Source organism: Alkaliphilus metalliredigens QYMF, assembly GCF_000016985.1.
Lineage (GTDB): Bacteria > Bacillota > Clostridia > Peptostreptococcales > Natronincolaceae > Alkaliphilus_A > Alkaliphilus_A metalliredigens.
In genome coordinates this window covers 2,641,623-2,662,790 of sequence record NC_009633.1, presented here as the reverse complement: position 1 = coordinate 2,662,790, position 21,168 = coordinate 2,641,623, and the positions used below count along the sequence as shown (strand labels likewise).

Below are 21,168 nucleotides of genomic sequence, written 5' to 3'. Positions count from 1 at the left end.
AAATTATACAAAACCTCTAGTTTTTTATTATTCTAATATAAAAATGCTAGTTTTAATTATACTGAGACTTTAAATTTAATATCTTGGTGCTTGTTATTAGAGTGCTTTCGAATACGATCAACAAGTCCTCTTGAAACTTCTTCGGTTTCAGTTTTTTCTGCTTTTAATTTTTCTTTTAAGTATTCAAAAGATAACCAAGGGTTTACTTCATCGCCACAAGTGAATAAATCAATAGAGGCATACCCATACTCAGGCCATGTATGAATGGTTAAATGAGATTCTTGAATCACCACAACACCACTTACTCCCCATGGATTAAACATGTGGAAGTTGCTTGTGACAACAGTTGCATTAGCAACTTCAGCGGCTTCTGTCATATATTTTTCAATCAATTTATGATCATTTAAAATATCTGAGTCACAGTTATAAAATTCTGCTAAAATGTGTCTTCCTAATTGTTCTACTTTCATATTTATCAAACTCCTCTCTAAAATGACGGTGGGCTTGCAACCCAAAGTATCGTTGCAGGTTTATTTGTTGAATTCTCAATGTAGTGTACCTGATTTGATTTAAAATAGAAACTCTCGCCTTTCTTAACTTTGACTTTGACTTTACCTAGGTAGAGGGTAACTATTCCCTTTAGTACATACCCAAATTCTTCACCTTTATGCGGTTCCTCAATATTGCTACTTCCTTGAGGTAGAATTTCAATTAAAATTGGTTCCATTGCATTTCTCTGTGCATTAGGAATGAGCCATGAGACTTCGTGTTGTAATTCTTCATTTTGTGATTCATAAATATCTTCCTTCGTATAAACAATTTTATCCTGTACATCTTCATTGAAAAATTTGTTTACATCAATTCCTAAAGCTTCAAGAATATCCATCAATGTGGCAATAGATGGAGAAGTGATATTTCGTTCTATTTTTGAGATGAATCCTTTTGTCAAATCACAACGTTGGGCTAATTCATCTTGAGTTAATTCATTTAATATACGTAATCTTCTAATTTTTTCCCCGATATCCAATGTATCACCTCACTGACATGAATTATACTAGAATTCTCTCTCAATATAGTATTAACTATACTTCCTAGAGGTAAACTTTTTGTTTACCTATATTAAATATAAAGGATTTTGTAAAAAAGTCAATAGATTTTTTGAAATTTCTTTTTAAAAGTCTGGGATTTTAACTAAGTGTTGAAAACTAGGTGTTTTATGTGGTCATGATTAATTTTAATCATGATGTCTAGCATCTGTAAAAGTGGAAAAAATAGTAATATAAACTACATAGAGGTGAGTTCAATTTATGAGAATTTTTATTCTTTTTTCAATTATTTTTTTACTTATATTAAACTCTAAAATCAAAATGATATTTATTTTTATAAAAGAAGACAAGGATGATGAGTTTATTTTTAAAATTTATGCATTGCGTGGGTTAATCCAATATAAAACAGATATTCCTATAATTAATATAAAAAATAATGAGAATCATGCACCTTCTTTAGAATTAAATGTTGAATCTGAAATAGGAACTAGTGAAAGTTTTTTAGGTGAAAAACATAAGGAGTTCAATATGGAAGAAATCAGAAGAATCATAGAGATTTCACTGGATCTAACAAGAAAGTACAAAAGAATACTTGAGTATATAAAAGAGAAACTCATTATTGATAGATTGTCTTGGAGTACAGAGTTAGGTTTAGGCGATGCAGCCGTTACAGCCATCTATACTGGATTAGGATGGACGCTGAAAGGAAATTTGATCAGTATAATCAAAAATCACTTGGTCTTACACTCACTAGAAACAAATGTTGTTCCTAATTTCAATATCAAAACATTTAAAACTACTTTTAGCTGTATATTAAGATTGAAATTAGGTCATATTATTATTGCAGGAATAAAGTCATTAATAGTAAAAATAAAGGATGGTGGAAAAAATGAATGAACATCCAATCGAAGCACTGATGAAAACCACGATGGAAAGCATTAAAGAAATGGTAGATGTCAATACAATTGTAGGGGATCCTGTTGAAACCCCTGACGGAACAGTGATAATTCCAATATCCAAGGTTTCCTTTGGATTTGCCTCTGGAGGAGGCGAATATATTAACGAACAAAAGAATAAAAGTGAAGATGGAGAAGAAAAATCTACTAAAGATAAATTCCCCTTTGCAGGAGGAGCGGGAGCTGGGGTTTCGGTTCAACCCGTAGCCTTTATGGTAGTAGGCAATGGACTAATGAAATTGATGTCGGTAGACCAAAATGCAAATATGATCGATAATCTAATTAATACTGCACCTCAGGTAATTAATAACATTCAATCAATGTTTAGTAAAAAAGGAAAGCCTCCACAACAATCAGAGAATGAAGTTATTACCTATGAATAAAGGACGTTATCTAACGTCCTTTTTATGTGGATTACTTCTATGATTTGAAAGTAGGTGAATAAAAGAGTATAATGTAAAGTGATAAAGTATGACTGAAGGGGGCACAGAAATGGATTTAAGAGAAGCAGTTGAAATGATATGGAATAATAGACGATATAGCACTGATGATCCCAAAACCGCAATGAGTCATTTGAATGAAGAGGTGGCAGAATCTTTGAAGGCCTTGATGAAAGGTGAGATCGATAAGGCAAAATATGAGCTACAAGATGCAATGTCTTGCTTATTTATAGCAATGAAGGTACTAGATGTTGATCCAGTAGAGGCAGTCAATAATCAAATACTACAAATGAAAAAGAAAAATGATAAAATTATGATAATTAAAAAGGATAAAGTTGAAATTTATGTTAATGGATCAGTAAAAGGTAGTTGGTCAATATGGGGACCAGAAGATATAATTGAAGCAGAAAAACTGGCTAAGGAGTTCGGATGCGATATATTACATGAATACTAAAGAATACGATAACTACTAAATATTAAAAATGAGCTCAGTTTTATGGCTCATTTTTTTATTTTATAATGAAGCTTTTATGAATATAAAGTGTAATGAAAATTTCATACATTTGTCTTGTATGATTTTGTAAGACATGAGAATAATAATTTTATAGGGTCAACTATGTCCATTAAATTGACTCATTAGTAAATATTCCTATAGATAACCTATTCTTAATGATAATAAGATCATTGATTGGTTATCATATGAACTGAGGTGATAATATAATGAAAAAAAGAATAATTGATTTAATTCTGATTCTATCTTTGTTCTCTCTTCTATATAATAACCAACTCATTTCTTATGGCTTAAGTGCAAAAAACCAAGCTCCGCACTTTCCCAGTAGTCATGCTGCTATTTTAATGGATGTTGAGACAGGAAGGGTTTTAGCGGGTCAAAATTTTCATGAAAAAATGCCAATGGCTAGTACTACGAAAATCTTGACAGGATTACTAGCTGTGGAAAACCTTCCTCTTGATAAATTAATTTCTGTTAATCCTAAAGCAGTTGGCGTAGAAGGTTCTTCCATCTATCTAGAGAGCAATGAAAGGGTCAAATCAATAGATTTAATCTATGGGTTAATGTTAAGATCTGGAAATGATGCTGCCGAAGCAATTGCATACGAGATTAGTGGTTCCATTGAAGATTTTGCCACACTCATGAATCAACGTGCAAAGGAAATAGGAGCAAATAATACGAATTTTATGAATCCCCATGGACTACATCATGATGACCATTATACAACGGCCTATGATCTGTCCTTGATTACAAGAGCTGCCCTTAAAAATGTAACATTTAAAGAAGTTGTTAAAACTGAATTTTGGCAAGCAGAGCGTGAAGGGCACAAAGATTTTGCTAACAAAAACAAACTTTTAAAGTCCTATGAAAGTGCAGATGGTGTGAAAACAGGATATACCCGTAGATCAGGTAGATGCCTCGTGGCCTCTGCTACAAACAATAATATGCAATTCATTGCAGTAACACTCAATGATTCGGATGATTTTAACACAACTCGAACATTACTTGAGTATGGTTTTGAAACTTACAGTCCTTTTAAGATTCTAGAACAAGAAGAAAAATTAATTAGCAAACAAGTTATCCATGGACTAAAGGATTCCATTAATCTATATCCAGCTACCACAGCCATCATCCCTTTAAGAGATGGGGATGAAGAAAAACTCATAAAAGTATTAGATGTCCCAGAGACCCTACAGGCTCCCCTCATTACTGGAACTGTAGTCGGAAAGCTTTCGACCTATCTTAAGGGGGAACTCATTTATACAACAGATATTATCATTAAAGAGGACATAGAATTACTCACCTTTAAAGATAAATTTTTTAGACTCTTCAGGTTAAATTAATAGGTTGATTGAAAGTGGTAGAGATACCACTTTTTTATTTGGTTTAAATATAAAATTGTAACAAAATAAGCTTATTGCAATATCTTAATACTATACTACTTTTTAATTAAGGCATGGAAATTAACGAGACTAAAAGGATGAGGATATTGGTGGGAGTCAAGAGGGAAGATTTCAATGAAGTATAGAGTAAAATTGATCATGATTCTGTCCAGTTGTTTTCTTAGGGATGCCTTAGTTAAAAATAGAAGGGGAGCGGTATAATGACAGTGAAGTATTGGGAATGCATTGATGCTGGCAGTGATTACTGTCCTTGTTATTTAGCGGAGAGTAACGATTGTATTACTTGCACTCATCTACAAAACAAAAATTATTGTGATTGTAATTGGAGAGGGGTTTGTATTTATCAAGAATTCAAATTTCTAAATGAACAACGCAAGAGTACTCGTATTCCACATGAAGTTGCAATCGTTTCAAGAGTCGATATCACACCTAATCTTAAGGTTTTTAAGTTAAAAGTAAATGATTATTTAATACGGCATCTTAAACAACCAGGTGCTTACATTTTTGTACGAAACAAAAGTAAAGATCAGTATTTCGACATACCTATCTCTATTATGAATGTTGAGTCCGCTAGTGGTTTGATCGACATTGCCATTGAGATACATGGGGTCAAAACAAAGAGTTTAAAGGATGATTCTGAATCATTATTAATCAAGGCTCCTTATTGGAATGGAATTATAGGAATACAACACTTAAAAAGTTTGGCAGGAGGACGTTGTCTTATTGTTGCAAGAGGTATTGCCCAGGCTCCTGCCGTTTTACTAATTCAACATTTACGGCAACACAACAATACAGTGGATGTCATCCTAGACACGGGTTCTATAAAACATGATTTCATATCACATTATACCGATGCTAATCTTATTTCTACAGTAGATTTATATAGTGAACAGGGAAAATCAGTCATACAACAGGCTATAGCAAAACATGAGTATCAACTGAGTTTTATAGGCGGATCAGACTACCTACAAAAGCAAATCTTAGAGGTAAGTAATTTCCATAACATTAATCTGGTTACAACAAATAATCATCATATGTGCTGTGGCGAAGGAATATGTGGCGCATGTACAATTTATGATATAGCAGGAAACGCTATTAAAACTTGTAAAAGTCAACTTGTTCATCATTAATAGAAGGGGGTATTTTTGTGTCTAAAATAGTAATTGTAGGGGGCGGTTGGGCAGGCTGCGCAGCTGCTATTACGGCTAAAAAAGCTGGTGGAGATGTCCACCTTTATGAGAGAACAGATTTATTACTTGGATTAGGTAATGTTGGCGGTATTATGCGAAATAATGGTAGATTCACAGCGGCGGAGGAAACTATTTTATTAGGAAATGATGAGTTGTTTACTATCACAGACGCTACCTCTAGACATCGGAATATTGAATTTCCTGGACATCGTCATGCTAGTTTGTATGATGTCACCATAATCGAACCCAAAGTACGAAAATTACTCCTGAATCTAGGGATCCATTTATATCTACAACATAGAATCGTCGATGTCATTAAGGATGGTAGCAAGATTATAAAAGTCAAAACATTTGATGGAGAAACCATAGAAGGGGATGTTTTTATAGAAACCACCGGTTCAACAGGTCCAATGGGGAACTGTACTAAATATGGTAACGGTTGTGCCATGTGTGTGCTACGTTGTCCCTCATTTGGTCCTAGGGTAAGTTTAAGTCAAAAAGCCGGTGTAAATGACATCCTTGGTCAGAGGGCAGATGGCTCCTATGGTGCATTCAGTGGATCTTGTAAATTGAATAAAAACTCTCTTTCAGAAGAATTACGTACAATACTAAATGAAAAGGGCGTGGCGATTATACCAGTACCTAAAAATCAGGTTAATCATGAAAAACTTAAGATGAAAGTGTGTCAACAGTATGCACTAAATGAGTATGCAGAAAACATCATATTATTAGACACAGGCCATGCAAAATTAATGGCACCTTTTTACCCATTAGAAAAACTAAGAAGTATAAAAGGATTTGAAAATGCCAAATTTGAAGATCCTTATTCTGGAGGTATCGGCAATTCTATTCGTTACTTGTCTATTGCCCCTAGAAATAATACAATGAAGGTGGCTTCATTACAAAATTTATTATGCGCTGGTGAAAAGTCAGGCTTATTCGTAGGTCATACGGAAGCCATTGTTACAGGCTCCCTAGCAGGTCATAATAGTGTTAGAGTTGCTTTGGGCATGCCTCTTCTGGAGCTACCAATAAATCTTGCCAGTGGTGATCTGATTGCCTATGCCAATGAAAGAATATTAACTGAATCAGGACTGCAAGAACGATTTACATTTGCAGGTGGGGACTACTTTAAGAGAATGAAAAAAAATAATTTGTATATCACAGAGATAGAAACCCTGAAAATTAAAATAAATCGATTAAATCTGTTGAATATTTACAATGAACGGTTAAAATAAATAGTATACGATTTACAAATCAAAAGATGAGGTGAATGATTTGAGACTTCAAAAATATATAGCAAACTGCGGTGTGGCATCTAGAAGAAAAAGTGAAACATTAATTCAGCAGGGTCTTGTAACTGTGAATGATAAAGTTGTAACAGAAATGGGATTCAAATTAGATGTTGTGGAAGATCATGTTAAGGTTAGAGGGAAACTAATCAAACCTACTGAAGAGATGATTTATATCTTATTAAATAAGCCCACAGGATTTGTCACCACAGTTTCGGATCAGTTTGACCGCAAAACAGTAACTGACCTGGTAGGGGTTTCAGAGCGGATTTTTCCAGTTGGCAGGTTAGATTATCATACCTCTGGTTTCTTACTTTTAACAAATGATGGTAATCTAACCTTTAAACTGACTCATCCTAAATTTAAAGTGAGCAAGGTATATATTGCTAAGGTTAAAGGGAAGCCTTCCTCTTCAAAATTATCTTTATTTGAAAAAGGTTTAGAAATCGAAGATTATGTGACCGCTCCGGCTAAAATTAGTATTATTAAAATACTTCCTCATGAAGTAATCGTAAAAATTACGTTGCGAGAAGGTAAAAATAGACAGGTAAGAAAAATGTGTGATGCCATTGGTCATCCAGTTGTTGAATTAAATCGAGAAAGTATGGGAGATCTTCAATTAGGAGATTTAGAAATTGGAAAATGGAGACATCTAACTCAAAAAGAAATAACCTACCTAAAGGAATTATAGGAAATTAAAGGATGGCTTTCCTTTGTATTTCTCTAATAAAAAAGATATAATAAGGATAGAATCCTTTACAAGTGAGGTAATTAAATGATCACGATAAAAGAAGTATCAAATAACAAGGAAAAAGTGCTCCTGAGTCATTTTCTACAGCATCATCACAACATGGACATTAATCAATCGATAGATCATTGTCGGTACATGATTGTAATGGATAGTGAGCATATATTGGGTTATGCTGCATTTGAAATTCAAAGCACAATACTACATATCAATGAACTATTTATTATGCCAATTGAAAGAGGACATGGTTTAGGGGATGGACTATTAAGATCTACCTTGAACCTGGCTAATCAACAGGGTGTTGAATGGGCACTTATCAATCATCATCAAGTCTATCATGCATTTTATAAGCATGTAGGACTTCAGATGTTGGAAGCAATAGAGCATATACCTGAATTTGTAAAATCCTATCATCATACGAATGATTATCACCGTGATTTGCTTATTTGCATTCCTAAATTTTTCCAAAAGAAATGTAAGTCTCATGGTAGTAATATATAGCAATCAATTCTTCAATACATTACGGGGAAGGTAATCCCATGAGCCACCCCCCCCGATTGTCATTTTGATTGAGAAGAATAGTTAGAGGAGTTTTGATGTTTTAATAGAAACATATGCCTGTACCAAAGATTGTTTACCATACCAAGACACAATGACCTATAAATAATGAGGAGGGTTAAGGATGACTAAATTAAAAATTACCGAAACAGTACTGAGAGATGCGCATCAGTCCTTATTCGCTACGAGAATGAATACAGAGGAAATGTTACCTGTTATTGAACTGCTCGACAAAGTAGGCTACCATTCTTTAGAAATGTGGGGAGGAGCAACCTTTGATTCATCCCTAAGATTTTTAAATGAGGATCCATGGGAAAGACTTAGAAAGTTAAAGAGTCGTGTTAAGAACACTAAGTTTCAAATGCTGTTAAGAGGACAAAATATTCTTGGATACAAGCATTATGCCGATGATGTCGTCACTGAATTTGTTAAAAAGTCTATTGGCAATGGAATTGATATCATCCGTATATTTGATGCTTTAAATGATGTCAGAAACCTTGAAACTGCTTTAAGGGTCACAAATAAAGAAGGTGGACATGCCCAATGCGCCATCTCTTATACCATTAGTCCTGTACATAATATCCCTTATTACGTTAAAACGGCTAAGAAAATGGAGAGCATGGGAGCCAACTCAATCTGTATTAAAGACATGTCTGGTATTTTAACTCCTTATGTTGCATATGAACTTGTCCGAGAATTAAAGAAAGCAGTAAAAGTACCAATACAAATACACACACACTATACCAGTGGTATGGCCTCTATGACCTATCTAAAGGCAATTGAAGCTGGAGTGGATGTAATCGATACTGCAATTTCACCCTTGGCCATGGGCACCTCACAGCCGCCTACTGAACCTTTGGTGGCAGCTTTGCAAGGGACAGAATATGATACCGGCTTAGACTTAAAGGTATTAAGTGAAGTAGCTGATTACTTTAAGCCTATCCGAGATAAATACTTAAAAGAAGGAATACTAGATCCTAAGGTTCTTGGAGTAGATGCCAATACCCTCATCTATCAGGTACCTGGAGGTATGTTATCTAACTTAATTTCACAGCTTAAACTACAAAATAAAGAAGATAAATATGAAGAGGTCTTAGCCGAGGTTCCTAAAGTAAGAGAAGAACTAGGTTTTCCTCCTCTTGTTACGCCAATGAGTCAAATGGTTGGAACACAAGCATTGTTCAATGTGCTTACTGGCGAAAGATATAAGATGGTACCAAAGGAAATAAAAGATTATGTTAAAGGGCTATATGGTCAACCAGCTGTGCCTATAGACGAGAAAATCATAGAAAAAATTGTTGGTAAGGACAGTATTATCACATGTCGTCCAGCGGACTTAATCGAACCTCAATTAGAAAAACTAAAAAATGAAATGAAGGAATACCTAGAGCAAGATGAAGATGTTTTATCCTACGCTTTATTTCCACAAGTAGCAATGAGCTATTTTAAAACAAGATGGGCTGAAAAGTACAAAATCGAATCAACCCTCTATAATGAAGAGGAAAAAACACATCCCATTTAAAGAGAGACTTATTTCAGTAGAAGCGTAGTCATACATTTAGGATAAAATATTTGATAATAGCTCCTAGACAATTCATCTAGGAGCTATTTAAATACAGTCTTGATGAAGAAACACCTTATTAAGCCTAGTGCTGTGATATTTTTTCACAGCTGCAAATGAGTCTTTTAAAATGATTTCATGACATTTTAGGCATATTAAATGATTGTTTTTTATTTTTTCTCGATCAATTGAAATTTCTAAGTTACCATATTTTTTCCAACTCTTCCAACCTGTTTTACAAAGAAGACTTCTAATCTGATAATCTGCATAAATCCATTTTAGTATTCGATGAAAGTGAAATGGATATTTTGTATAGGTAATCATGTTTAGAGGTAATCCAAGTGAAATTGTATATTTTTCGAATTCTTTTTCAATAATACTTTGAAGAGGATCTTGTATCTTAGTGCTTATAAAATGATATTGTTCTTCCTTGAGCCACACCTTTGCTTGATCAAACATATAGCCTCTACACATATGAATTTCTTCTTCTTTACTGACATGTAAGCTTTTGAATAACCTTTTAATGATTGTCAAAACATATTGAATATACACTTTGTTTTCAAAGTTTGTTCCTCTGTAGTACTCCAGTGGGATGATTTCATGGGCATATTCATTTGTTTCAACCCTGACTATTCCTATAAGGGTACCTCCTAAAAGACTTCCACTACCTGCATCATCTATTTGAATCAAATTATCACCTCTTATGTTTATTATTGTTTCTGGCTTAATGATTATCTTGTTTTTCATTTTATTATTTACTAGTCTTGATAAAACTATTATGATTATCATCATGGAAGGAGGAATATAATGCGTATTTTAGTAACAAATGATGATGGAATCTTTGCAGAAGGTATTTATGTCCTTGCAAAATCATTGCAGGATGTAGGCGAGGTAATTGTTGTGGCACCCAATACAGAAAGAAGTGCTGTTGGCCACGGTATTACCATGCACCATCCTTTGAGGATGGCGGGTGTGCGCTTTTTCGACACCTCAATTGAAGCCTATTCAGTTAATGGTACTCCAGCGGATTGTATTAAAATTGCCATTGAGGTTTTATTAAAAGATAGAAAGCCAACTGTCGTTGTATCTGGAATTAATAATGGCCCTAACCTAGGAACCGATGTACTTTATTCAGGCACGGTATCAGCTGCAGTAGAGGCTGCTATTTTAGATTTACCTTCAATTGCCGTTTCAATGGCAACCTCTAAAATTGATCAGTACAATCATGCTGCTGAATTTATTTGCAAGTTACTGAGTAACACACTTCATATTGAGGAACTAAGTGATACAATCATTAATGTAAATTACCCTACCATAGCTTATAGTGAAATTAAAGGTGTTAAGGTCACAAACTTAGGGATAAGAAAATATGAAAATGCTTTTATTGAAAGATTGGATCCTCGGGGAAACGCCTATTACTGGATTTCAGGTAAAGCAATGGAATTAGCACAAGATCATGAAAGTGATGTCCAGGCAATTAATGATAATTACATCTCAATTACCCCTATTCACTTTGATTTGACACACTTTAAGTCATTCAAAAAACTAAAAAATCTTAACCTTGAAAAGTAGTCCTGAAACTGGGAGTACTTTTTATATTGTGGCTTAAATGCAAATAAATGAAACTAAACTTGCATTTAACTAAAATATACAGAATTTAATGAAATATAAATTGCAAAATTCCCATAAATCTGATATGATTTACTTAGCTATATTTTTATCAATCGATGATAAAAGGGGGGTGGCTATGACGGTGAGTAACCAGAAGAATGATAAAGAGTTACACATTATTCCAGAATGGTGTAAAGGTTGTAATATATGTGTTGGATTCTGCCCTAAAAATGTCTTGGAATTAGAACATGACAAAGTGAGTATCAAAAACAAAGATTTATGTATAAAATGCGGACAATGCGAACTAAGATGTCCAGACTATGCCATTTACTTGGAGGGTTAATTATATGTATAAGAGAGTGAAATTGATGCAGGGAAATGAAGCCTGTGTTGAAGGTGCATTGGTAGCAGGCTTAAAGTTTTATGCTGGGTATCCGATTACACCATCAACAGAGATTGCTGAGCTTTGTTCACAAAAGCTCCCTCAAGTGGGAGGAAAGTTTATTCAGATGGAAGATGAAATTGCTGGTATGGCAGCTACAATTGGAGGTTCATTAGCTGGTTTGAAGTCAATGACTGCCACCAGTGGTCCTGGTTTTTCATTAAAGCAGGAAAGTATAGGTTACGCAGCACTGGCAGAAATCCCATGTGTTGTTGTCAATGTACAAAGATATGGTCCTAGTACTGGATTGCCTACTGCTCCTTCACAGGGAGATATCATGCAGGCAAAGTGGGGAACCCATGGTGATCATCCTGTGATTGCATTGTCTCCGTCCTCCGTTAGAGAAACCTATGATCTAACAATCAAGGCATTTAATTTTGCAGAAAAATATAGGACTCCAGTTTTTTTAATGTTAGATGAAATTGTTGGCCATATGAGAGAAAAGATTGAAATCCCAGATTTAGATCAAATTGAAATCATTGATCGCACTAAACCCCACAAAGATGACCCAAATTACAAGCCTTACCAAATAGAGGGTTCGGAACTTGTACCTAAAATGGCAGCATTTGGAGATGGGTTCCACTTTCATGTAACTGGTTTAATGCATGATGATTTTGGATTCCCCACCAGTGATCCTGACATTTCTGATAAACTACTGAGACGAATTATGAATAAAATCACCAATAACATAGATGACATTGTACTGTATGAAGAAGAGCAGATAGAAGATGCTGAAATTGTGCTTTTGGCCTATGGTGCAACTGCTCGCTCTGCCCGCAGTGCCATGAAAGAGGCTAGAAAATTAGGTTTGAAAGTAGGTTTATTTAAAGCACTGACGATTTGGCCATTCCCAGAAAAGCAAATTCGTCAATTAGCAAAACGTAACATTAAGTTTATCGTTCCAGAACTCAACTTAGGTCAATATGTTTTAGCGGTTGAAAGAGTTATAGCTGGACAAAGTCAGGTATTTAGTCTTGGAAAAGTAAATGGTGAAGCCATCACTCCCGATGAAATTTTGACAAAAATTAAGGAGGTACTATAATGGGAAGTCAGTTAGTTAATAGTCATTTTAGACTACAGCGATTACCTCATATATGGTGTCCTGGTTGTGGTCATGGTATTATTATGAGAGCCTTAGCTCAAGCCATTGATAATCTTAAATTGGATAAGGATAAAATCTGTCTTGTTTCTGGTATCGGCTGCTCATCTCGTGCTCCTGGCTATATGGACTATAATACACTACATACGCTACATGGCAGGGCCTTAGCCTTTGCCACAGGAGTCAAACTAGCTAATCCAGACCTAAAGGTAATTGTAATAACAGGAGACGGTGATTGTACAGCTATTGGGGGAAATCACCTCATTCATGCAAGTAGAAGAAATATTGACATTACAACGATTGTTTTTAATAATAATATTTATGGGATGACAGGTGGTCAGTATTCCCCTACAACACCAACAAATGAATTTGGTACAACTGCCCCCTTTGGTAATATCGACCAGCCCTTTGATATATGCAAACTTGTAGATGCAGCTGGCGCTACTTTCGTAGGAAGAGGGACTGCTTATCATGCAATCCAGCTAAGTAAGCTTATTGAGCAGGCCATTGACCATACTGGATTTTCACTGGTTGATGCCATTAGTACCTGTCCCACCTATTATGGACGAAAAAATAATAAGGGTTCAGCTTTTGAAATGTTGAATGCTTTAAAGGATGCGACTATTGATGTGAAGGTCGTGGATAAAGTACCTCCTGAAAAGAAAAAAGATAAGATATTGACAGGTATACTGAAAAACACAACAGAACCAGAGTATGCTGCTGAATATTTAAAAATTATCGAGAAACTTCAAAAGGGGAGATAATATGGATAGCAGATTTGAAATACGTCTTGGTGGTGCAGGGGGTCAAGGATTAATACTAGCTGGCATTATTTTGGCTGAAGCCGCTATTATGGATAATAAAAATGCGATTCAGTCTCAGTCATATGGTCCAGAAGCTAGAGGTGGTGCAAGCAAAGCAGAAGTAATTATCAGTGAAGATGAAATTGATTATCCAAAGGTTGAACAAGCAGATTTACTACTTGTACTTACTAAGCAGGCTTGCAAAAAGTACATAGGTGGTCTTCATCCTGATGGTATGCTCATTATTGATAGTACCATATGTACAGACGATTTAGTACTTCCTACTAATGTCGTTCGTGTACCTATATTGGATACAGCTAATATAAAAATAAACAAACCCATGGTGGGAAACATCGTAGCCCTCGGTGTCATTCAGCAGTTAACAGATATCGTCACGAAAGATTCTTTAGAGAAGGCAGTACTACATCGTGTTCCTAGAGGAACTGAGGAGTTAAATAAAAAAGCACTACTAGAAGGATATGAATTAGTAAAAAACAAATAATTAATTAGGATGATGACACATGGTTGAAGACAACCGAAATCTTATTATGGAAATACAAAAGCGGTTTTCGAAATTAAGTAAAGGGCAAAAACTGATAGCTCAATATATAATTGACAATTATGACAAGGCAGCTTTCATGACTGCCTCAAAATTAGGGGACAAAGTTGGTGTCAGTGAGTCTACTGTGGTCAGATTTGCCAATGCAATGGATTTCGAGGGATATCCGCAATTGCAAAGGGGTTTACAGGAGATCATTAAGACCAAATTAACAACGGTACAAAGAGTAGAAATGGCTCGAGAGTACCCTGATGAGATAGAAGCCCTTAAAAAAGTTTTGAAATCTGATATGGATAACATCCGTTCAACATTAGACAGCATTGACCATGAAGTATTTCTAGAAGTAATTGATCTTATCTTTAAAGCCGATAAAATTTACATAATCGGATTGAGAAGTTCAACTGCACTGGCTGAATACTTAGGCTTTTATTTGAATCTAGTTTTAGATAATGTGAAAATTATTAGCTATGGGATCAGTGATCTCTTTGAACAAATGCTAAGGGTGTCTGACAAAGACCTGGTGATTGCTATCAGTTTTCCAAGATACTCTAATAGAACTTTACAAACTGTAAAATATGCTAAGGAACAAGGGGTTCCAATCGTTGGTATTACAGATAGTTTATTATCTCCATTAGCTGACATAGCAGACCATTCTCTAACGGCTAAAAGTAATATGTTATCCTTTGTAGATTCTTTAGTTGCACCCCTAAGCTTAATCAATGCCATCATTGTTGCAGTTGGTATGCGGGAAAAAGAAGAGGTTACGGATTATTTTAATAAACTAGAAGAAATTTGGGAAAAATATAATATATATGATCGACAAGGTTAATATTTAGATACGACTCACCCACATCATAAATCTACGAAAGACGATCATTAGATCGTCTTTCGTTTTTGTCAATTAAGTAGTATAATTTTCTCAACGTAGCTTCTAATAAACCATACAGATTGGATTGATTAATATGAAACAACTTTTTTTATTACGCCATGGTGAGACAAATTGGAATCTAGAGGGTAGAACCCAAGGTAGGAGAGATTCCAGGCTCACTCCTGGTGGTCTTCAACAAGCTGAGTTAGCTGGTCAAAAATTAATGAATAATAAAATACAGGTTATCTATTCCAGTAATCTTAATAGAGCCAAATCTACAGCCATGATAATTAAAGAACAGTTAGGCATTCCCTGTCACTACGATCATGGATTATCGGAAATGAATTTTGGGGAATGGGAAGGACTAACAATTAAAGAAATTGAGTCTAATTACGTTGATGACTTTTCATGCTGGCGTGACACACCGCATCTAACCCTTATTCCCAAGGGAGAAAATCTGAAAAATGCTCAGAAACGCATCGTTGAGGCTATTGAGAATATAATGATTCAATCAAAGAAAGATAGACTTGTTTTAGTTAGTCATGGTGCAGTCATAAAATTGTACTTACTGCATGTATTAGGAATGCCCTTAAGCAATTTTTATCGTTTAAAGCAGAATAATTGTGCCATCAACTTAATTGAGTATAAAGAATGTGGTCCTGTACTGGTAAAGTATAATGACCTGTCTCACTTGGATATACTGTCAGTAGGTGATGAACATGAATAATTCTGTTGTTGTTATTGGTGGAGGTCCTGCAGGTATGATGGCTGCCCTAATGGCTGCACAAAAGGGCAAATCTGTGATCCTATTGGAAAAAAATATGCAAGTGGGAAAAAAGTTAGCTATCACAGGTGGTGGCCGGTGTAATGTTACAAATTACTGTGATCCTTCTGATATCATAGTTAATACCATGGTTAATGGAAAATTTCTATATAAGGCAATAAATACCTTCACTCCTTATGATTTAATTGATTTCTTATGTAGTCATGATGTAGAGACAAAAATTGAAAAAGACAATAAAGTCTTCCCCCAAAGTAATAGGTCTGCTGATGTCATTTCATTATTTGAAAATTTATTGAAAAAACACAATGTGAAAATACGCTATAACGCTACGGTTAAAAGCATTTTGACTTCAAATGGGAAGGTTCTAGGCGTTCAATTAAACAATAATGAATCCATCTATACTCAAAAGGTGATTCTCTCTACTGGTGGCATGTCCTATCCTCATACAGGAAGTACTGGTGATGGTTTCAAACTGGCTAAACAAATAGGCCATCGTATTATCAAACTACGACCAAGTCTAGTCTCCCTGGAACTAAATGAGAGTTGGGTGAAGACCCTCATGGGAATTTCTTTAGAAGATGTGATTGTTTCCTATGAGGTAGAGGGAAAGAAACGGATCTCACTTAGAGATTCCATACTGTTCACTCATTATGGGTGCTCAGGTCCTGTTATTTTAAAACTTTCGGCCTACATCGCCAGATATTTGCAAGAGGGTACATCTCCTATGTCAGTAGATTTTTTACCCAATATGACAGAACATGTATTATTAGAAAAACTTCTTTCTCGGAACGTAAAAGGACATTCAAAAACAATTAGAGGATTTCTACAAAGCTTACTACCTAAAAATTTTGTATTGGGTCTTTTAAAGACATTACAAATAAATGAGGACATACTCTTAAGTCAACTATCTAAGGTGGACAGAAATATAATTATTCAATCCCTCAAGGGAATGATATTCACTATAAAGCAAATGAGAAGTATTAATGAAGCCATTATTACATCTGGTGGGATCGATATCAAGGAAGTAGACCCAAGTACAATGGAGTCTAAATTACTTAAAGGGTTATATTTTGCAGGAGAAATACTAGATGTAGATGCCTTAACTGGAGGATTCAACCTGCAAATTGCATTCTCTACTGGTTTTTTAGCTGGGAGTTCAACTTAACAGGAGGGGTTATTAATCTGTGAACTTTAATAAAGCTGTTGAAATAATAGAAGATGTGTTGACTAGATTTACGATTCTTTTTTTCAGTATGCTCATTCTAGTCATTATATTCACAAATTATCACCACTACATTCAATCTGTTGATGGGGATTCACATGCAATATTAAGTGAGCCACTAGTATCTAGTGGTTCTATTACCATTGAATTAAGTCATTATACAACATATCCTGAACTAGAAGTTTTAGTAAATGGTGAAGTTTACGCTACTTTTAATGATGAAAACAGATTAGTTTTACAGGTTTTTGATAAGGATTTGATACAAATGAATGGTCAAATGTATGATGATTTGATTACAGTTCATATTGTGGAAGTAAGTGAAAATGTTAAATTGATTCTTTATGACGGACAAATTAACATAAATGGTGATATTCAAATACTGAGTGGGATTCAAATTTAAATATACTTGAGTATTTGAAAGAATTAATGTATAATTTTTAATATGCAAGGGGCATATGATGTTGGTTAGGGGAATTCGTAGTTCTACTACAGTTTCTGAAAGTTGTCCAATTATCATTATGCAATGGACATATGAGCTGGTGCAATAAATATAAAGAGATTACCCCATGTTTAGCTAAGAGTGTAAAATAACTTAGACCTGATTTGTGTATAAAGTAACCACCATGGATTGGTGGTTTCACTATGTCAAAGGAGGGATGAAATGACATTCAAACAAATTGCAATTGATGGACCAGCTGGTGCAGGCAAGAGTACTGTTGCAAAAAAATTAGCCGCATTGTTAGGGTATACCTACGTTGATTCAGGGGCTATGTATCGTGCACTAACATACTGGGCTTTGAAGAATGATATTAACATACATAATGTTGAGGCCATTGTTAACCTATGTACTTCTATACATATTACCTTTATTAACCAAGATATTGCAGTCAACAATCAAATCGTAAATACTGAAATTCGCAGTCCAGAAGTTAATAACAATGTCTCTCATATTGCCAAAATACCTGAAGTGAGAAAGCATTTGGTTTCTCTTCAAAAATGTATTGCTCTGTCTCAAAATGTGATTATGGATGGTAGAGATATTGGTACCCATGTTTTACCTGATGCAGACATTAAAGTATTTTTAACGGCTTCAACTCAAGAGCGTGCACAACGAAGATATATAGAGTTGGTTGAAAAGGGAATACAGACTTCCTTAATGGAGGTTGAACAAGGAATTATTCAAAGAGATCAGATGGATAGTAAGCGCCAATACGCACCCTTAACACAGGCCGATGATGCGGTTGTAATCGACTCAACTGGCAAGTCAATTGATGCCATTGTTGAGGAAGTTTTACGTATTTTTAATGGGAAGGAACGAGGGTAAATGTTATTTTATCGAATTATAAAAAGAGTGGTAAACATCCTTCTCCGTCTTTTATATAAGCTAGAACTTACTCATGTTGAGAAAATCCCCACTACTGGAAAAGCCATCATTTGTTCAAATCATTTTAACCTATGGGATCCATTGGTGATCGGCACATCCTTGCCAAGAAAAGTTCATTATATGGCTAAAGAAGAACTTTTCTCTAATCCATTAATGAGTTTGATAATAAAGAATTTAGGGGTTTTCCCCGTTAAAAGAGGTACAAGCGATATTGGAGCCATTAAGACTGCTTTGAAAATATTGAAAGAAGGCAATAGCTTAGGAATGTTTCCTGAGGGAACCCGTAGCAAAACTGGAAAAATGAAAGAAGCTATGCCTGGTATTGCAATGATTGCCATTAAATCCCGTTCTCCTGTCATCCCTATCGCTATCATAAGTAATTATAAGCTTTTTAATGAATTAAAAGTAATTGTGGGTGATCCCATGGATTTAAGTGATTATTACGATGAAAAATTAACAACAGATGAGTACCAACAAATAAGCCAGAACATATTAGATACCATACAAGAATTAATGAATTAAAATAATATGGAAATACTACAAAATAAGAAGGAATTTCAAATATTTTATCGAATCATTAATAGATTCTAATTTCATCTTACGATGCTTTCATTTCTTTAATTTAGGAGGTTTAATATGGAATTAGTAATTGCAAAACATGCAGGATTTTGTTTTGGAGTAGAAAAAGCAATTAATACTGCCTTTAAAGAAATTAAAAACAATCAGAAAAACAATTCAATTTATACATTAGGTCCTCTAATTCATAACAATCAAGTAGTGAGTAGCTTAGAAAGCCACGGTGTATATACCAAGGATAGTATCTCTGAAATCGATGATGGAAGCGTTATTATTAGATCTCATGGTGTTTCAAAGGCAACGTATGGTTTAGCAGAGGAAAAAAACCTAAACATCATTGACGCTACTTGTCCTTTTGTAAAGAAGATTCAAAACATCGTCGAAGAGTACTTTAATAAAGGCTATAAAATTGCCATCATAGGTAATCCAGAGCATCCTGAGGTAATTGGCATTAACGGATGGTGTAATAATGAAGCGTATACTGTTCAACAGATAACTGATGTCGATTTAATTCCTAAATTAGATAAAGTTTGTATTGTGGTACAAACAACAATGCCAATTGTCCAATATGAGGAATTAAGTACTCTAATCTCGACAAAATCCAATCAGGTTGAACAATTTAACACAATTTGTCATGCGACTAAAGAAAGGCAAGAGTCGGCTAAATTAGTATCACAAGAAGTTGATGCAATGATCGTAATTGGTGGTTATCATAGCTCTAACACACAAAAATTAGTAGCCATCTGTAAAGAAGAAAAGCCACTTGATACTTATCATATTGAAACAGTGGTAGATCTTGATTTAGAGGCGTTGCAAAATTATAACCGTATAGGTATAACAGCTGGTGCATCTACGCCAATATGGATTGTTGATGAAGTTGTTAAATCCTTACGTAACCTATAATAAATCATCATTTTATTAACAAAATTCTTAGGAGGTAATTATATGAGTCACGATATGGAAGAATTAATGGAAGAAATAGAAAAATCACTAATCAGACCTAAAAGAGGAGAAGTTGTTACAGGAAAGGTAATTCAAGTTTCTGATAAAGGTATTACGGTAAATATAGGATATAAGGCCGATGGAATCGTCCCTAGGGATGAAATTTCTAATGATCCTACTATCACACCTCAAGATGTGGCAAAGGCAGATGATGAAATTAGTGTTTATATAATCAAGACTGATGATGGAGAAGGAAACGTTCTATTATCTACAAAACGTGTTGAACACACAAAAGGATGGGAAGACCTAGAAAAAATCCATGATACAGAATCATTAGTTGAATCCAAGGTTGTGGAATCAGTTAAAGGTGGCGTGATTGCCATTGCTAGAGGAATTAGATGCTTTATACCCGCTAGTCAATTATCCGATCGATATGTGGATGACCTTAAAACATTTGTAGGTAAGAGCTTCAATGCCAAAGTAATTGAAATTGATAGACAAAAAAACAAGGCTGTCTTATCTAGAAAAGAAGTACTCCAACAGGAAAATAAAGAAAAGAAGGCTGATGTTTTTGCAAAGTTGGAGAAGGGTATGCAAATCCGAGGTGAAGTTAAACGTCTGACAAACTTTGGTGCTTTTGTTGATATTGGCGGAATTGATGGTTTAGTCCATATATCTGAACTATCTTGGGGAAGAGTGAAAAACCCTTCTGAAGTCGTTAGTGTTGAGGATCAAGTTGAAGTTAAAGTAATCGACTTTGATGAAACCACTGGAAAGGTTTCTTTAAGTATTAAGCAGACCCAGCCAGAACCATGGACATTAATCGCTGATAAATTTAAGGCAGGAGATATCCTAGAAGGAAAAGTTGTTAGACTTGTCGACTTTGGTGCTTTTGTAGAGTTGATGCCTGGACTAGATGGTCTTGTTCATATTTCTCAAATTAGTGAAGCTCATATTGCAAAGCCTTCAGAAGAGCTTCATGTTGGACAGAATGTCAACGTTAAAGTATTAGACATCAATATAGATGGGAAACGGATTAGCTTGAGTATGACAGCTGCACAAGAGGATTCAACAGAAAATGAACCCACAGAATATACTGATGAAGATAATAATGTAACAATAGGAGATATAATAGACATGAATGATAAAAAATAAAGAGTCTTTGACTCTTTA

The 21,168-nt window shown here is 34.8% G+C and carries 25 protein-coding genes; 22 read left to right on the top strand and 3 right to left on the bottom strand.

Features of this window, described 5'->3' with window-relative positions:
• Positions 1–56: 56 nt before the first annotated feature.
• Both speD and AMET_RS13055 read right to left on the bottom strand, forming a co-directional pair.
• On the bottom strand, positions 57–470 hold the full coding sequence (gene speD, locus AMET_RS13060; protein ID WP_012063774.1) for an adenosylmethionine decarboxylase: 414 nt from the start codon (positions 468–470) through the stop codon (positions 57–59).
• Positions 471–487: 17 nt separating this feature from the next.
• On the bottom strand, positions 488–1,027 hold the full coding sequence (locus tag AMET_RS13055; RefSeq protein WP_012063773.1) for a helix-turn-helix domain-containing protein: 540 nt from the start codon (positions 1,025–1,027) through the stop codon (positions 488–490).
• A 280-nt stretch (positions 1,028–1,307) separates the two neighbouring features.
• On the opposite strand from AMET_RS13055, the gene AMET_RS13050 reads away from it, so the two are divergent.
• The 9 genes from AMET_RS13050 (at position 1,308) to AMET_RS13010 (ending at position 9,666) form a co-directional block, all read left to right on the top strand.
• Positions 1,308–1,943 (top strand): DUF2953 domain-containing protein, encoded by a 636-nt coding sequence (locus AMET_RS13050; protein WP_012063772.1) that lies wholly within the window; start codon positions 1,308–1,310, stop codon positions 1,941–1,943.
• Positions 1,936–2,385 carry a GerW family sporulation protein gene (ytfJ, locus tag AMET_RS13045; protein ID WP_012063771.1) on the top strand — a complete coding sequence of 150 codons (450 nt, stop codon included), beginning with the start codon at positions 1,936–1,938 and terminating at the stop codon, positions 2,383–2,385. Before AMET_RS13050 ends, ytfJ begins: the two co-directional genes overlap by 8 nt.
• A gap of 109 nt (positions 2,386–2,494) precedes the next feature.
• Positions 2,495–2,896: a hypothetical protein gene (locus tag AMET_RS13040; RefSeq protein WP_041720791.1), complete on the top strand. Its 402-nt coding sequence runs from the start codon at positions 2,495–2,497 to the stop codon at positions 2,894–2,896.
• A gap of 266 nt (positions 2,897–3,162) precedes the next feature.
• Positions 3,163–4,296: a D-alanyl-D-alanine carboxypeptidase family protein gene (locus AMET_RS13035; protein WP_012063769.1), complete on the top strand. Its 1,134-nt coding sequence runs from the start codon at positions 3,163–3,165 to the stop codon at positions 4,294–4,296.
• Between the two features lie 260 nt (positions 4,297–4,556).
• Positions 4,557–5,486 carry a sulfide/dihydroorotate dehydrogenase-like FAD/NAD-binding protein gene (locus tag AMET_RS13030; protein WP_012063768.1) on the top strand — a complete coding sequence of 310 codons (930 nt, stop codon included), beginning with the start codon at positions 4,557–4,559 and terminating at the stop codon, positions 5,484–5,486.
• A 17-nt stretch (positions 5,487–5,503) separates the two neighbouring features.
• Entirely contained in the window at positions 5,504–6,784 is a 1,281-nt protein-coding gene (locus AMET_RS13025) for an FAD-dependent oxidoreductase (RefSeq protein ID WP_012063767.1), read from the top strand.
• Positions 6,785–6,824: 40 nt separating this feature from the next.
• Positions 6,825–7,529 carry a pseudouridine synthase gene (locus tag AMET_RS13020; RefSeq protein WP_012063766.1) on the top strand — a complete coding sequence of 235 codons (705 nt, stop codon included), beginning with the start codon at positions 6,825–6,827 and terminating at the stop codon, positions 7,527–7,529.
• Positions 7,530–7,613: 84 nt separating this feature from the next.
• Positions 7,614–8,087: a GNAT family N-acetyltransferase gene (locus tag AMET_RS13015; protein ID WP_012063765.1), complete on the top strand. Its 474-nt coding sequence runs from the start codon at positions 7,614–7,616 to the stop codon at positions 8,085–8,087.
• A 181-nt stretch (positions 8,088–8,268) separates the two neighbouring features.
• Positions 8,269–9,666: an oxaloacetate decarboxylase subunit alpha gene (locus AMET_RS13010; protein WP_012063764.1), complete on the top strand. Its 1,398-nt coding sequence runs from the start codon at positions 8,269–8,271 to the stop codon at positions 9,664–9,666.
• Between the two features lie 87 nt (positions 9,667–9,753).
• On the opposite strand, the gene AMET_RS13005 is transcribed toward AMET_RS13010, so the two are convergent.
• On the bottom strand, positions 9,754–10,395 hold the full coding sequence (locus AMET_RS13005) for a hypothetical protein (protein WP_041720789.1): 642 nt from the start codon (positions 10,393–10,395) through the stop codon (positions 9,754–9,756).
• Positions 10,396–10,512: 117 nt separating this feature from the next.
• Between AMET_RS13005 and surE the strand changes: the two genes are divergently transcribed.
• The 13 genes from surE (at position 10,513) to rpsA (ending at position 21,150) form a co-directional block, all read left to right on the top strand.
• On the top strand, positions 10,513–11,277 hold the full coding sequence (surE, locus tag AMET_RS13000; protein WP_012063762.1) for a 5'/3'-nucleotidase SurE: 765 nt from the start codon (positions 10,513–10,515) through the stop codon (positions 11,275–11,277).
• A gap of 175 nt (positions 11,278–11,452) precedes the next feature.
• Positions 11,453–11,659: a 4Fe-4S binding protein gene (locus AMET_RS12995; protein ID WP_012063761.1), complete on the top strand. Its 207-nt coding sequence runs from the start codon at positions 11,453–11,455 to the stop codon at positions 11,657–11,659.
• 4 nt (positions 11,660–11,663) lie between these two features.
• A complete protein-coding gene (locus tag AMET_RS12990) occupies positions 11,664–12,800 on the top strand; it encodes a 2-oxoacid:acceptor oxidoreductase subunit alpha (RefSeq protein WP_012063760.1) in 1,137 nt (378 codons plus the stop codon).
• Positions 12,800–13,621 (top strand): 2-oxoacid:ferredoxin oxidoreductase subunit beta, encoded by an 822-nt coding sequence (locus AMET_RS12985; RefSeq protein ID WP_012063759.1) that lies wholly within the window; start codon positions 12,800–12,802, stop codon positions 13,619–13,621. The genes AMET_RS12990 and AMET_RS12985 overlap by 1 nt, the downstream gene beginning before the upstream one ends.
• A 1-nt stretch (position 13,622) precedes the next feature.
• The gene (locus AMET_RS12980; RefSeq protein WP_012063758.1) at positions 13,623–14,162 is read left to right on the top strand and encodes a 2-oxoacid:acceptor oxidoreductase family protein; all 540 of its coding nucleotides are present in this window, start codon (positions 13,623–13,625) and stop codon (positions 14,160–14,162) included.
• Positions 14,163–14,181: 19 nt separating this feature from the next.
• Positions 14,182–15,048: a MurR/RpiR family transcriptional regulator gene (locus AMET_RS12975; protein ID WP_012063757.1), complete on the top strand. Its 867-nt coding sequence runs from the start codon at positions 14,182–14,184 to the stop codon at positions 15,046–15,048.
• A 133-nt stretch (positions 15,049–15,181) separates the two neighbouring features.
• Positions 15,182–15,814, top strand: a complete 633-nt coding sequence (locus AMET_RS12970; protein WP_012063756.1) for a histidine phosphatase family protein — start codon at positions 15,182–15,184, stop codon at positions 15,812–15,814.
• On the top strand, positions 15,807–17,036 hold the full coding sequence (locus AMET_RS12965) for a BaiN/RdsA family NAD(P)/FAD-dependent oxidoreductase (protein ID WP_012063755.1): 1,230 nt from the start codon (positions 15,807–15,809) through the stop codon (positions 17,034–17,036). The genes AMET_RS12970 and AMET_RS12965 overlap by 8 nt, the downstream gene beginning before the upstream one ends.
• Before the next feature lie 19 nt (positions 17,037–17,055).
• Positions 17,056–17,493, top strand: coding sequence for a hypothetical protein (locus AMET_RS12960; RefSeq protein WP_012063754.1), 438 nt, complete (start codon positions 17,056–17,058; stop codon positions 17,491–17,493).
• Positions 17,494–17,754: 261 nt separating this feature from the next.
• Positions 17,755–18,417 (top strand): (d)CMP kinase, encoded by a 663-nt coding sequence (gene cmk / locus AMET_RS12955; protein WP_012063753.1) that lies wholly within the window; start codon positions 17,755–17,757, stop codon positions 18,415–18,417.
• A complete protein-coding gene (locus tag AMET_RS12950; protein ID WP_012063752.1) occupies positions 18,418–18,999 on the top strand; it encodes a lysophospholipid acyltransferase family protein in 582 nt (193 codons plus the stop codon). It abuts the gene before it with no gap.
• A 114-nt stretch (positions 19,000–19,113) separates the two neighbouring features.
• Positions 19,114–19,956, top strand: coding sequence for a 4-hydroxy-3-methylbut-2-enyl diphosphate reductase (locus AMET_RS12945; protein ID WP_012063751.1), 843 nt, complete (start codon positions 19,114–19,116; stop codon positions 19,954–19,956).
• 42 nt (positions 19,957–19,998) lie between these two features.
• On the top strand, positions 19,999–21,150 hold the full coding sequence (gene rpsA, locus AMET_RS12940; RefSeq protein ID WP_012063750.1) for a 30S ribosomal protein S1: 1,152 nt from the start codon (positions 19,999–20,001) through the stop codon (positions 21,148–21,150).
• Positions 21,151–21,168 lie beyond the last annotated feature (18 nt).